The following is a 14027-nucleotide window of genomic DNA, read 5'->3' on the forward strand; positions in this document are numbered from 1 at the left end:
TGACGGCGTCTGTTGCCGTCATGCTGCGTTGCCGCTCCTCGCCATAGCGGGCTATGACTCGTCGCGGCGCCTTGCCTGACGACAACAGCCACTCGTCAAAAAGAAACGTATTTGCGAAACATGACACTAGTTCTTTTCTTTATCGAGCCTTAACCATGAATCAGAACGCTGAATATTCCGCGGTCAATGACGCGGTGCGCGGGCAGTTTTTCCGCCGTGTCTGGCAAATGACCACGCCGTACTGGCGCAGTGAGGAGAAGGGCAAGGCCTGGACGCTGTTGATCGCCGTCATCGCGCTGTCGCTGTTCAGCGTGGCGATTTCGGTGTGGATCAACAGTTGGTACAAGGATTTCTACAACGCCCTGCAGGAGAAGAACAGCGCGGCGTTCTGGCAGTTGATCCTGTATTTCTGCGGCATCGCGGCGGTGGCGATCCTTGGCGCCGTCTACCGCTTGTACCTCACGCAGATGCTCACCATTCGTTGGCGGGCCTGGCTGACCGAGCAGCATTTCGCCCGCTGGCTGGGCAACAAGAATTACTACCGGCTGGAGCAGGGCGGCTATACCGACAACCCGGACCAGCGGATTTCCGAAGACCTCAACAGTTTCACCACCAATACCCTGGGCCTGGGGCTGGGATTGCTGCGCACCGTGGTCAGCCTGGTGTCGTTCTCGATCATCTTGTGGGGCGTGTCCGGCAGCATCGAAGTGTTCGGCTACACCATCCCCGGCTACATGTTCTGGTGCGCCCTGGTGTATGCGGCGGTGGGCAGTTGGCTGACGCACCTGATCGGCCGACGCCTGATCGGGCTGAACAATAACCAGCAACGCTTCGAAGCCGACCTGCGTTTCTCCATGGTCCGGGTGCGTGAAAACGCCGAGAGCATTGCGCTGTACAACGGCGAGCCGAACGAGAACCGCCGCCTGAGCGGGCGCTTCGGCCTGGTCTGGCATAACTTCTGGGACATCATGCGGGTGTCCAAACGCTTGACGTTCTTCACCTCCGGCTACGGCCAGATCGCGATCATCTTCCCGTTCATCGTGGCCGCGCCGCGCTACTTCGCCGGCAAGATCCAACTGGGCGAGCTCATGCAGATCAACTCGGCGTTCGGCAATGTGCAGGAGAACTTCAGCTGGTTCATCAGCGCCTACGCCGACCTTGCCGCGTGGCGCGCCACCTGCGATCGTCTGTTGAGCTTCCGCCAGGCCATGAGTGACAACGAAGACCGCGTGCCGGCCATCGATGTGCAGAACCAGGGGAGCGCGTTGGCGGTTCATAACCTCGGCTTGGATCTGGCCGACGGTCGTCATCTGCTCGACAACGCCGATATGAGCGTGGCGCCGGGCGAGCGGGTCATGCTCAGCGGTCGTTCCGGCAGTGGTAAATCGACCCTGTTTCGCGCGATGGGGCATTTGTGGCCTGCGGGGCACGGGACGATCCGGCTTCCGGCGGCGCGTTACCTGTTCCTGCCGCAGAAGCCCTATCTGCCCATTGGCAGCCTGCGGGAAGTGTTGAGTTATCCACAGGCTGGCGACGTCTACCCCAACGAACGTTATGCACAGGTGCTGGAAACCTGCCGCCTGCCGCACCTGATCCCGCGGCTGGATGAAAGCAACCACTGGCAGCGCATGCTCTCGCCTGGCGAGCAGCAACGCCTGGCCTTTGCCCGTGCATTGCTTTATGCACCGCAATGGTTGTACATGGACGAAGCCACGTCGGCGATGGACGAAGAAGACGAGGCGACGCTGTATCAGGCGCTGATCGACCAGTTGCCGGGCCTGAGCATCGTCAGCGTCGGCCACCGAAGCAGTTTGAAACGTTTCCATCCGCGACATGTGCGTATCGAAAATGGCCAACTGGTGGAGCGCACCGTGACAGCATAAACACCCAAAACCTGTGGGAGCGAGCTTGCTCGCGATAGCGATGTATCAGTTGATATTGATGTGGCTGACCCACCGCCATCGCGAGCAAGCTCGCTCCCACAAGGGTTTGTGGTGAATCGGATGTTCATGTCTACAACCGATCCAATGTGGGAGCGAGCTTGCTCGCGATGAAGGCGACTAGGTGTCAGCCCTCGACTCGCCACTGCTCCCACGGTGATCGTACAACCACGTTGCGCTATGATGTTGTCATTCAGCCGCTTGCCGAGACACAGACACAATGGAAAACCCGATCGACGTACCCCGCCTTCCCCGCAAGCGCCGCAGCCTGGCGCAGGAGCTGGTGACGGTGCTGACCGAGCAGATTCGCGACGGCCTGCTCAAGCGTGGCGATAAATTGCCCACCGAGTCGGCGATCATGGAAGCCCATGGCGTCAGCCGCACCGTGGTGCGCGAGGCGATTTCCCGGTTGCAGGCCGCCGGCCAGGTGGAAACCCGCCATGGCATCGGCACCTTCGTGCTGGACACGCCCAGCCCGAGCGGTTTTCGCATCGACCCGGCCACGGTCGTCACCTTGCGGGACGTGCTGGCGATCCTGGAGTTGCGCATCAGCCTGGAAGTGGAATCCGCCGGGCTCGCGGCGCAGCGCCGTAGCGACGAGCAACTGGCGACGATGCGCGCCGCCCTCGACGCCTTGAAGGAAAGCGCCGCCCACGCCAGCGATGCGGTGGCCTCGGACTTCGCCTTCCACCTGGAAATCGCCCTGTCCACCGGCAACCGCTACTTCACCGACATCATGACCCACCTGGGCACTAGCATCATCCCGCGTACCCGGCTGAACTCGGCGCGCCTGGCCCACGACGACCACCAGCACTACATGGATCGCCTGAGCCGCGAGCACGAGGAAATCTATGAAGCCATCGCCCGCCAGGACTCTGACGCGGCCCGTGCGGCCATGCGCTTGCACCTGACCAACAGCCGCGAAAGGCTGCGCCAGGCCCATGAAGAGGCCCAGGCCCAAGGTTGATCTGACCAGCCGAGCCACCGCTATCGCGAGCCGGCTCGCTCCCACAGTGATTTCTTGTGGTCACTGGATTCAGGTCCGCCACAATCCCCCTGTGGGAGCGAGCCTGCTCGCGATGGCGTCCGGTCAACCGCCGCCGTGCCTGGGCGCCTAGGGCTCTATCTTCAACTTCACCGACGGATCGGAATACAAGTCATACCCCGATTCATTGGCAAACCGGTAGCGCAGTTCAACCTGTCGGCCCAGGTACTTTTGCAGTTCTGCCTTGGGCACGGTGACTTTCAGCCCCGTCAGTTTCACCATGCCGTCGTTGGCATCGTCCCAGGTGCCGGCCGCCACCTGCTGGCCGGACCAGTCGGGATGATCCTTGTTGGCGCCGAGAATCGGGTAGACCGACCAATCGGCGGAGATTTCATTCGAGTCAGGAATCTGGACTTCCAGATTGGCCCCAGCTTCGACAGGTTGATCGTGACCTTCTCGGCGGGTTTGTTGCCTGAGAACTGGTTGAGGATGGGCAGTGCAAAGTTCGCCATGGTGTCTCTCCCTGTGAGGCGACCGTGCGCATACGGTGACTCACTGTTAGATAGCAAGCCAGAAAACACTGGCCGGGCGGTCGCACGGCCACTGCTGCGTTATGCCTCCAACACACCGTCACGCCTACTGGCAGAGTCGACAGTGCTGACGAACGGTTTGTCGGCCTTTTTACCCATCGATGACGAAATGCAGTTGACGCAGATTATTTAAGTTGTACGATGACCTACAACTTCTGGCCGAAGCTTAACCATCTCACACACATTTTGCGTCCCAGGGTGTTCGAATAATGAATCCACAAGAACTGAAGTCCATCCTCTCGTCTGGCCTGCTGTCGTTCCCGGTCACCGATTTCACTGCCCAAGGCGATTTCAATCGCGACAGCTACATCAAGCGCCTCGAGTGGCTGGCCCCGTATGGCGCCTCTGCATTGTTCGCAGCGGGCGGCACCGGTGAATTCTTCTCCCTGGCCGCCAGCGAGTATTCGCAGGTCATCAAGACCGCCGTCGATACCTGCGCCACCAGCGTGCCAATCCTCGCCGGTGTTGGCGGTGCCACCCGCCAGGCCATCGAATACGCTCAAGAAGCCGAGCGCCTGGGCGCCAAGGGCCTGCTGCTGCTGCCGCACTACCTGACCGAAGCCAGCCAGGACGGCGTTGCCGCCCACGTTGAAGCCGTGTGCAAATCGGTAAAAATCGGCGTGGTGGTGTACAACCGCAACGTTTGCCGCCTGAACGCCACTCAGTTGGAACAACTGGCCGAGCGCTGCCCGAACCTGATCGGCTACAAGGATGGCCTGGGCGATATCGAACTGATGGTGTCGATCCGTCGTCGCCTCGGCGACCGTTTCAGCTACCTGGGCGGCCTGCCGACCGCTGAAGTCTACGCCGCGGCCTACAAGGCCCTGGGCGTGCCGGTCTACTCCTCGGCGGTGTTCAACTTCATCCCGAAAACCGCGATGGACTTCTACCACGCCATTGCCCGCGACGATCACGAGACCGTCGGCAAAATCATCGACGACTTCTTCCTGCCTTACCTGGACATCCGTAACCGCAAGGCCGGTTACGCGGTGAGCATCGTCAAGGCCGGCGCGAAGATCGTTGGCTATGACGCGGGCCCTGTGCGCACGCCGTTGACCGACCTGCTGCCAGAAGAATACGAAGCCCTGGCCGCGCTGATCGACAAGCAAGGCAAGCAGTAACAGACCCGCCGAGGCCGCTGAGTGATCAGCGGCTTTTTGCGTAAGGTTTGTTCGTTCCCACGCTCCCCGTGGGAATGCCACCAGGGACGCTTTGCGTCCCTAGACAGCTTTTGTAGAAGGAGTAGCTCCGTGGCAGATTCAAAGCGTTTCGATAACTACATCAACGGTCAGTGGGTGGCCGGTGCCGACTATTGCACCAACATCAACCCGTCTGACTTGTCCGATGTCATCGGTGAATACGCCAAGGCTGACGCAGCGCAAGTCAATGCCGCCATCGAAGCCGCCCGCGCCGCCTTCCCGGCCTGGTCGACCTCGGGCATCCAGGCCCGTCACGATGCCCTGGACAAAGTTGGCAGCGAGATCCTCGCCCGCCGCGAAGAACTCGGCCAACTGCTGGCCCGGGAAGAGGGCAAGACCCTGCCTGAAGCCATCGGCGAAGTGACCCGCGCCGGCAATATCTTCAAATTCTTCGCCGGTGAATGTCTGCGCCTGTCGGGCGATTACGTGCCGTCAGTGCGCCCGGGCGTCAACGTCGAAGTCACCCGTGAAGCCCTCGGTGTGGTCGGCCTGATCACCCCCTGGAACTTCCCGATCGCCATCCCCGCGTGGAAGATCGCCCCGGCCCTGGCCTATGGCAACTGCGTGGTGATCAAGCCGGCCGAGCTGGTGCCGGGCTGTGCCTGGGCCCTGGCCGAGATCATTTCCCGCGCCGGCTTCCCGGCCGGTGCGTTCAACCTGGTGATGGGCAGTGGCCGCGTCGTCGGTGAAGTCCTGGTCAACAGCCCGAAAGTCGACGGCATCAGCTTCACCGGTTCCGTGGGCGTGGGCCGGCAGATCGCGGTCAACTGCGTGTCGCGCCAGGCCAAGGTGCAGTTGGAGATGGGCGGCAAGAACCCGCAGATCATCCTCGACGACGCCGACCTCAAGCAAGCCGTCGAGCTGGCGGTGCAGAGCGCGTTCTACTCCACCGGCCAACGTTGCACGGCCTCCAGTCGCCTGATCGTCACCGCCGGCATCCACGACAAGTTCGTTGCGGCCATGGCCGAGCGCATGCAATCGATCAAGGTCGGTCATGCGTTGAAGGCCGACACCGACATCGGCCCGGTGGTTTCCGAAGCCCAGCTCAACCAGGACTTGAAGTACATCGACATCGGCCAGAGCGAAGGCGCGCGGCTGGTCAGCGGTGGTGGTTTGGTGACGTGCGATACCGAAGGTTACTTCCTGGCGCCGACCCTGTTCGCCGACAGCGAAGCGTCGATGCGCATCAGCCGCGAAGAGATCTTCGGCCCGGTGGCCAACGTCGTGCGCGTGGCCGACTACGAGGCGGCGCTGGCCATGGCCAACGACACCGAGTTCGGTCTGTCCGCCGGTATCGCCACCACCTCGCTGAAGTATGCCAACCACTTCAAGCGCCATTCCCAGGCGGGCATGGTGATGGTCAACCTGCCGACCGCCGGCGTGGATTACCACGTGCCGTTCGGCGGGCGCAAAGGTTCGTCCTATGGTTCGCGTGAGCAAGGTCGCTACGCGCAAGAGTTCTACACCGTGGTTAAAACTTCTTACATCGGATCGTAAGTGCGACACCGCCAGGGCGGGTGATCCCGCCCTGGCGTCACAATCTGCTGACCCGCATAAAAATAAATAGTGGGAGTACATTTACATGCAAGCGAGCAAGCCGACACACGTCCGCTATTTGATCCTGCTCATGCTGTTCCTGGTGACGACGATCAACTATGCCGACCGTGCCACCATCGCCATCGCAGGCTCCAGCCTGCAAAAAGACCTCGGCATCGATGCCGTCACCCTCGGTTATATCTTCTCCGCTTTCGGCTGGGCCTATGTGGCCGGGCAGATTCCCGGCGGCTGGCTGCTCGACCGTTTCGGGTCGAAAAAAATCTATGCCTTGAGCATTTTCACCTGGTCGCTGTTCACCGTGCTGCAAGGCTATGTGGGTGAATTCGGCATGTCCACGGCCGTGGTTGCGCTGTTCATGCTGCGCTTCCTGGTTGGGCTGGCCGAAGCGCCGTCCTTCCCGGGCAACGCACGGATCGTCGCCGCCTGGTTCCCCACCGCGGAACGCGGCACCGCCTCGGCGATCTTCAACTCGGCGCAGTATTTCGCCACCGTGCTGTTCGCACCGTTGATGGGCTGGATCGTCTACCGTTTCGGCTGGCAGCACGTGTTCATCGTGATGGGCGTGATCGGCATCGTGTTCTCGCTGATCTGGCTGAAAGTGATCTACAGCCCGCGCCAGCACCCGATGATCAACGAAGCCGAGTTCAATCACATCGCCGCCAATGGCGCGATGGTCGACATGGACCAGGACAAAGGCAAGGACAAGAAAACCGACGGTCCGAAGTGGGATTACATCCGCCAACTGCTGACCAACCGCATGATGCTCGGTGTCTATCTGGGCCAGTACTGCATCAACGGCATCACGTACTTCTTCCTGACCTGGTTCCCGGTGTACCTGGTGCAGGAGCGCGGCATGACTATCCTCAAGGCCGGTTTCATCGCGTCCTTGCCGGCCATCTGCGGCTTTATCGGCGGCGTGCTGGGCGGGGTGATTTCCGACTACCTGCTGCGCAAGGGCCACTCGCTGACCTTCGCTCGCAAAGCGCCGATCATCGGCGGCCTGCTGGTCTCCAGCAGCATCGTGGCCTGCAACTACGTGGACATCGAATGGATGGTGGTGGGCTTCATGGCCCTGGCGTTCTTCGGTAAAGGCGTGGGCGCACTGGGCTGGGCCGTGGTGTCCGACACGTCGCCAAAACAGATCGCCGGCTTGAGCGGTGGACTGTTCAACACTTTCGGCAACCTGGCATCGATCACTACGCCAATCGTCATTGGCTACATCATCAGCGCCACCGGTTCGTTCAAGTGGGCACTGGTGTTTGTCGGTTGCAACGCGCTGGTGGCGGTGTTCAGCTACCTGGTCATCGTAGGGCCGATCAAGCGTGTGGTACTCAAGGAACCGACGGCCAAGGATGCCGAGATCTCCAGCCTGTCTGAAGCGAAATCCTGAAGGAGCGGCGTCAATGCAACTGATTGAACATGCCGATTCGCCGCGTTACATCCGCTTGCATGAGCGGGACAACGTGGTAATCGTCGTCAATGACCAGGGCGTACCGGCCGGGACCGAGTTCCCGGACGGCCTGGTCACCGTGGACTTTGTACCGCAGAGCCACAAGGTCACCCTGGAGGATATTCCCCAGGGTGGCGAGGTGATTCGCTACGGCCAGGTCATTGGCTATGCGCTGCAGCCGATTCCTCGTGGCAGTTGGGTCAAGGAAGACCAGTTGCGCATGCCCACCGCGCCGCCGTTGGACAGCCTGCCGTTGTCCACCGACGTACCGGCGGCCGATGCGCCGTTGGAGGGTTACACCTTCGAGGGTTATCGCAACGCCGACGGCACCGTCGGCACGCGCAACATCCTGGGCATCACCACCACGGTGCAGTGCGTGACCGGGGTGCTGGACCATGCGGTCAAGCGTATCAAGGATGAGCTGCTGCCCAAGTACCCGAACGTCGATGACGTGGTGGCGCTGACCCACAGCTATGGCTGCGGCGTGGCGATCACCGCCACCGACGCGTACATCCCGATCCGTACCGTGCGCAACCTGGCACGCAACCCGAACCTGGGCGGCGAGGCACTGGTGATCAGCCTGGGCTGCGAGAAATTGCAGGCCGGTCAGGTGATGCATGAGGGCGACAGTTCGGTGGACCTCAGCGAGCCGTGGTTGTATCGCTTGCAGGATTCCAGTCACGGTTTCACCGAAATGATCGAGCAGATCATGGAATTGGCCGAGACCCGCCTGAAGAAACTCGACCTGCGCCGTCGTGAAACCGTGCCGGCCTCGGAGCTGATCCTGGGCATGCAGTGCGGCGGCAGCGATGCGTTTTCCGGCATCACCGCCAACCCGGCGCTGGGTTATGCCTCGGACCTGTTGCTGCGGGCGGGGGCGACGGTGATGTTTTCCGAAGTCACCGAAGTGCGCGATGCGATCTACCTGCTGACCTCCCGGGCGCAAACCCAGGAAGTCGCCCAGGAGCTGGTGCGGGAAATGGACTGGTACGACCGCTACCTGGCCAAGGGCGAGGCCGATCGCAGTGCCAACACCACGCCGGGCAACAAGAAGGGCGGGTTGTCGAACATCGTCGAAAAATCCCTGGGCTCGATCGTCAAGTCTGGCAGCAGCGCGATCAACGGCGTGCTCGGCCCGGGCGAGCGTTTCAAGCAAAAGGGCCTGATCTTCTGCGCCACGCCGGCCAGTGATTTTGTCTGCGGCACCTTGCAACTGGCGGCGGGGATGAACCTGCATGTCTTCACCACCGGCCGGGGTACGCCCTACGGCTTGGCCATGGCCCCGGTGGTGAAGGTCTCGACCCGCACCGAACTGGCCCAGCGCTGGCCGGACCTGATCGACATCGACGCCGGTCGGATCGCCACCGGACGGGCGACCATCGAAGAGTTGGGCTGGGAGCTGTTCCACTACTACCTGGACGTGGCCAGCGGCAAGAAGCAGACCTGGGCCGAGCGGCACAAGCTGTACAACGACATCACCTTGTTCAACCCGGCGCCGATTACTTGATCTGTTGACCACTGAAGAACCAATGTGGGAGCGAGCTTGCTCGCGATGGCGGCGGCACATTCGATACCTGTGCAGGCTGAAACACCGCTATCGCGAGCAAGCTAGCTCCCACAGGGGATTTGTGGCGAATGCAGGTTCTGTATTCAGCCAAAAAAAAGGGAAGCGAGCCTGCTCGCGATAGCACTTCACCAGACGCCAATGCCGTGAGTGGCTTATTATTAGCCACCTAACGACACCCCCTCTCAAGGTCCCCCGGCATGCTGGCAATTTTCCTCGAAACCCTGAACGTCACCGCGCCGGTGTTCGCCATGCTGTTTCTGGGGGTGTTGCTCAAGCGCGTCGACTGGATCAACGACAACTTCATCCACATCGCCTCGTCCCTGGTGTTCAACGTCACCATGCCGGCGCTGTTGTTCCTCGGCATCCTGCACGCGGACCTGCATGCGGCGTTACAGCCGGCTCTGTTGATCTATTTCTCTGTCGCCACCCTGGTGAGCTTTGCGATGGCCTGGGGCTGGGCGATCTGGCGTTGCCCGCGGGAAGATCGCGGCATCTACACCCAAGGTGCGTTTCGCGGCAACAACGGGGTCATCGGCCTGGCGCTGGCGGCGAGCATGTATGGCGACTACGGGATTTCCCTGGGAGCGATTCTCGCGGCGCTGGTGATCCTGTTCTACAACACCTTGTCGACCATCGTGCTGGCGGTCTATAGCCCGGTGATCAAGTCCGATCCGTGGAGCATTTGCAAAAGCGTGATCAGCAATCCGCTGATCATCAGTGTGATCGTCGCCGCGCCGTTCGCCTATTGGCAGATCGGTGTGCCGAACTGGTTCGAGACCTCGGCCAAGTACTTGTCGCAAATGACCTTGCCCCTGGCGCTGATTTGCATCGGCGGCACGCTATCGCTGGCGGCCCTGCGCAAGAGCGGCAAGATGGCCCTGAGTTCGAGCCTGGTGAAAATGGTCGGCCTGCCGCTGGTGGCCACGCTGGGCGCCTGGCTCTGGGGCTTTCGCGGGGCGGAACTGGGGATCCTGTTCCTGTACTTCGGCAGCCCCACCGCCGCCGCCAGCTTCGTCATGGCCCGGGCGGCCGATGGCAACCATGAACTGGCGGCGGCGATCATCGTCATCACCACCTTGATGGCGGCGATTACCACCAACCTGGGGATCTTTGTGTTGCAGTGGGGTGGGTGGATCTAGGCTTGGGCTTGCTCTTGAGGTCCAATCGCGAGCGAGCTCGCTCCCACAGAAGGTTCGTGGTGTACACACATTTTGTGTTCAGCGCCGGTCAACTGTGGGAGCGAGCTTGCTCGCGATAGCGATCTAACGATCACTCCGGCTTCTGGTAACTATCGATCACTTCCTGCGCCGCCCGAAACGCATCGATCGCCGCCGGCACGCCCGCGTACACCGCGCAATGCAGCAACGCCTCGCGAATTTCTTCCACCGTGCAACCGTTGTTCAGCGCGCCGCGCACATGGCCCTTGAGTTCCTGCGGGCACTTGAGGGCGGTGAGGGCGGCGAGGGTGATCAGGCTGCGGGTCTTCAGTGGCAGCCCCTCGCGTTGCCAGACGCTCCCCCAGGCATGTTCGTTGACGAAGTCCTGCAACGGCTGGGTGAACTCGGTGGCGTTACCCAGGGCGCGGTCGACGAACGCGTCGCCCATGACCTGGCGACGCATGTCCAGGCCGGTCTTTGGAGTGTCGGTCATGGCAAATCCCTCTTGTGGTGTTGGCGGCGCCAGGCGCGCAGGGAGGTGAACAGCAAAAACGCGAGCAGAGCCGGCAGCACATAGAACAGCATCAGCCGTTCCAGTTGGCCGGCCAGGGGCATGCCGGTGGTGAATGACACCACGTGCAGCCCGTAGGCCAGGTACAAGCCCAGGAACAAAAGGCCTTCGGCGCGGGTGACGCGATAACCGGAATAGAACACCGGCAAGCACAGCACCGCCACGCCGAGCATCACCGGCAGGTCGAAATCCAGGGCGTTCGGCGAGACCGACAGTGGCGTGGGCGCGGCGAGGGCGGTGACCCCCAGCACGCCCAGCAGGTTGAACAGGTTGCTGCCGATCACGTTGCCCACCGCAATGTCCCGCTGGCCCCGCAAGGCGGCGATCAGCGACGTGGCGAGTTCCGGCAGCGAGGTGCTGACGGCGACGATGGTCAGGCCGATGATGCGTTCCGAGAGCCCGAGGTCCGTCGCCACTTCCACCGCCGCTCCCAGCAACAGGTGCCCGGCGAAAACCAGCATCGCCAGGCCCGACGCGATCATCAACACACTCTTGATCCAGGACCGGTGGGCCACGTCGCCCCCCACCGGATGCGGTCGTCCCGAATGCCGTGACTGGCGCAGCAACAGCCCGAGGTACACCGCCAGGGCCAGCAGCAGCCAGATGCCGTCCAACCGGGTCAGTTCTTCATTCCAGGCCAGCACGAACACCAGCAGGCTGGCACCGATCATCAGCGGGATGTCCAGGCGCACCAGTTGGCGCGAGACGCGCAACGGAATGATCAGCGCCGACAACCCAAGGGTGACGAGGATATTGAAGATGCTGCTGCCGATCACGCTGCCCACGGCGATGTCGGCGTTTTGTGCCAGGGTCGCCTGCAGGCTGACGGCCATTTGCGGCGCGCTGCTGCCGAAGGCGACGACGGTCAGGCCGATGATCAGCGGTCGTACCTGCAAGCGGGCCGCCAGGCCCACGGCGGCGCGCACCAGCAGTTCGGCACCGCCGATCAGCAACAGCAGGGCGCCGAACAATTCGATCAGGCTGAGCAGCGGTAGGGCGGTGAGTAGGGTAATGGCCGGGCTCCGTCTATCAATCGTCGAGGGCTTGCACGCGCACCCGTGCGGTGCCGCTACGCAAAATGCCCAGTTGCTCGGCGGCTTCGCGGGACACGTCGATCAAACGGCCTCGGGAGTATGGGCCACGGTCGTTGATGCGCACCACCACGCTGTTATTGTTGCCCAGGTTGGTGATTTTCACCCGTGTGCCGAACGGCAACTGGCGATGGGCGGCGGTCAGGCCGTGCTGGTCGAAACGCTCGCCACTGGCGGTGCGCTTGCCATGGTGCCTGGCACCGTAATAAGAGGCGACGCCGGTCTGGTCGTAGCCGTGTGGATCGACCGTCCCGCTCTGGCTGGCGCAACCGGCCAGCAGGGACAGCAGGGCGCAGGCGCCGAGGAGACGCTTCATTCGAAAGTTTCCAAATACAAATGTGGGAGCGAGCTTGCTCGCGAAGAGGCCAGCACATTCAACATCGGTGTTGACTGACATGCCGCTATCGCGAGCAAGCTCGCTCCCACAAAGGAGATTGGAGCCAGATTTGAAGGCTGGCTCCATGTCCATCAGCCCTCGAGCTTGCTTTTGAGCAGTTCGTTGACCTGCTGCGGATTGGCCTTGCCCTTGGAGGCTTTCATGGCCTGGCCGACGAAGAAGCCGAACATCTTGCCCCGCTTGGCTTCGTCTGCCGCCCGGTATTGTTCGACCTGCTCGGCGTTGGCCGCGAGCATTTCATCGAGCACGGCGGAAATGGCGCCGGTGTCGGTGACCTGCTTCAAGCCGCGCTTCTCGATGATCTCGTCGGCGCTGCCTTCACCATTGGCCATGGCTTCGAACACCATCTTGGCGATCTTGCCGGAAATGGTGTTGTCCTTGATCCGCACCAGCATGCCGCCCAGTTGCTCGGCCGAGACCGGCGACTCATCGATTTCCAGGCCCTGCTTGTTCAACAGGCTGCCCAACTCGACCATCACCCAGTTGGCCGCCAGCTTGGCGTCGCCGCCGATGCTCACGACTTTTTCGAAGTAATCGGCCTGTTCGCGGCTGGTGGCCAGGACGTTGGCGTCATAGCTCGACAGGCCGAACTGCGCCTGGAAGCGCTCGCGTTTCTGCGGCGGCAGTTCCGGCAGGGTGGCGCGCACGTCATTGAGGAACGAGTCCTCGATGACCACCGGCAGCAGGTCCGGGTCGGGGAAGTAACGGTAGTCGTTGGCTTCTTCCTTGCTGCGCATCGGACGGGTCTCGTCCTTGTTCGGGTCGTACAGGCGGGTTTGCTGGATGACCTTGCCGCCGTCCTCGATCAGTTCGATCTGGCGCTGGATCTCGCTGTTGATCGCCTTCTCGATGAAGCGGAACGAGTTGACGTTCTTGATCTCGCAGCGGGTGCCGAACTCGACCTGGCCCTTGGGCCGGATCGACACGTTGCAGTCGCAGCGCAGCGAGCCTTCGGCCATGTTGCCGTCGCAGATGCCCAGGTAGCGCACCAGCGCGTGGATCGCCTTGACGTAGGCCACGGCTTCCTTGGCGCTGCGCATGTCCGGCTCGGAAACGATCTCCAGCAGCGGCGTGCCGGCACGGTTCAGGTCGATGCCGGTGGCACCGTTGAATTCTTCGTGCAGGCTCTTGCCGGCGTCTTCTTCCAGGTGCGCCCGGGTGATGCCGACACGCTTGACCGTGCCGTCTTCCAGGGCGATGTCCAGGTGGCCCTTGCCGACGATCGGCAATTCCATCTGGCTGATCTGGTAGCCCTTGGGCAGGTCCGGGTAGAAGTAGTTCTTGCGGGCGAACACGTTGTGCTGGCCGATCTCGGCGTCAATCGCCAGGCCGAACATCACCGCCATGCGCACGGCTTCGGCGTTGAGCACCGGCAGCACGCCGGGCATGCCCAGGTCGACCAGGCTGGCCTGGGTGTTGGGCTCGGAGCCGAATGTGGTGGAGCTACCGGAAAAGATTTTCGACCGGGTGGTGAGCTGGGTATGAATCTCCAGCCCGATCACGACTTCCCATTGCATGTGTTT

The 14027-nt window shown here is 62.0% G+C and carries 12 protein-coding genes; 7 read left to right on the forward strand and 5 right to left on the reverse strand.

Translation table 11 applies throughout. The annotated features are described in order from the left end of the window. Window positions 1-155: 155 nt before the first annotated feature. Entirely contained in the window at window positions 156-1883 is a 1728-nt protein-coding gene (locus BLU85_RS27310; protein WP_072410830.1) for an ABC transporter ATP-binding protein/permease, read from the forward strand. A gap of 277 nt (window positions 1884-2160) precedes the next feature. Then, window positions 2161-2907, forward strand: a complete 747-nt coding sequence (locus tag BLU85_RS27315; protein WP_072410832.1) for a FadR/GntR family transcriptional regulator — start codon at window positions 2161-2163, stop codon at window positions 2905-2907. Between the two features lie 147 nt (window positions 2908-3054). On the opposite strand, the gene BLU85_RS31505 is transcribed toward BLU85_RS27315, so the two are convergent. Then, window positions 3055-3243 (reverse strand): hypothetical protein, encoded by a 189-nt coding sequence (locus BLU85_RS31505; protein ID WP_256572899.1) that lies wholly within the window; start codon window positions 3241-3243, stop codon window positions 3055-3057. Between the two features lie 481 nt (window positions 3244-3724). Between BLU85_RS31505 and kdgD the strand changes: the two genes are divergently transcribed. The 5 genes from kdgD to BLU85_RS27345 all read left to right on the forward strand — a co-directional run bounded on the left by kdgD (window position 3725) and on the right by BLU85_RS27345 (window position 10427). Next, window positions 3725-4636 carry a 5-dehydro-4-deoxyglucarate dehydratase gene (kdgD, locus tag BLU85_RS27325; RefSeq protein ID WP_014336610.1) on the forward strand — a complete coding sequence of 304 codons (912 nt, stop codon included), beginning with the start codon at window positions 3725-3727 and terminating at the stop codon, window positions 4634-4636. Between the two features lie 129 nt (window positions 4637-4765). After that, the gene (locus tag BLU85_RS27330) at window positions 4766-6211 is read left to right on the forward strand and encodes an aldehyde dehydrogenase family protein (protein ID WP_092204987.1); all 1446 of its coding nucleotides are present in this window, start codon (window positions 4766-4768) and stop codon (window positions 6209-6211) included. An 85-nt stretch (window positions 6212-6296) separates the two neighbouring features. Next, entirely contained in the window at window positions 6297-7661 is a 1365-nt protein-coding gene (locus tag BLU85_RS27335; RefSeq protein WP_092204988.1) for an MFS transporter, read from the forward strand. A gap of 13 nt (window positions 7662-7674) precedes the next feature. Next, window positions 7675-9228: a galactarate dehydratase gene (gene garD, locus BLU85_RS27340; protein ID WP_092204989.1), complete on the forward strand. Its 1554-nt coding sequence runs from the start codon at window positions 7675-7677 to the stop codon at window positions 9226-9228. Window positions 9229-9485: 257 nt separating this feature from the next. Beyond that, entirely contained in the window at window positions 9486-10427 is a 942-nt protein-coding gene (locus BLU85_RS27345) for an AEC family transporter (RefSeq protein WP_092204990.1), read from the forward strand. Window positions 10428-10557: 130 nt separating this feature from the next. Here BLU85_RS27345 and BLU85_RS27350 read toward each other — a convergent pair whose 3' ends face one another. The 4 genes from BLU85_RS27350 to gatB form a co-directional block, all read right to left on the reverse strand. After that, on the reverse strand, window positions 10558-10938 hold the full coding sequence (locus BLU85_RS27350) for a carboxymuconolactone decarboxylase family protein (RefSeq protein WP_025211835.1): 381 nt from the start codon (window positions 10936-10938) through the stop codon (window positions 10558-10560). Then, entirely contained in the window at window positions 10935-11996 is a 1062-nt protein-coding gene (locus BLU85_RS27355; protein WP_092204991.1) for a calcium/sodium antiporter, read from the reverse strand. Before BLU85_RS27355 ends, BLU85_RS27350 begins: the two co-directional genes overlap by 4 nt. 49 nt (window positions 11997-12045) lie before the next feature. Beyond that, entirely contained in the window at window positions 12046-12423 is a 378-nt protein-coding gene (locus BLU85_RS27360) for a septal ring lytic transglycosylase RlpA family protein (protein WP_092204992.1), read from the reverse strand. Between the two features lie 152 nt (window positions 12424-12575). Continuing rightward, entirely contained in the window at window positions 12576-14021 is a 1446-nt protein-coding gene (gene gatB / locus BLU85_RS27370) for an Asp-tRNA(Asn)/Glu-tRNA(Gln) amidotransferase subunit GatB (protein WP_092204993.1), read from the reverse strand. Window positions 14022-14027 lie beyond the last annotated feature (6 nt).

Source organism: Pseudomonas sp. NFACC14 (genome assembly GCF_900106885.1).
Classification (GTDB): Bacteria; Pseudomonadota; Gammaproteobacteria; order Pseudomonadales; family Pseudomonadaceae; genus Aquipseudomonas; species Aquipseudomonas fluorescens_AA.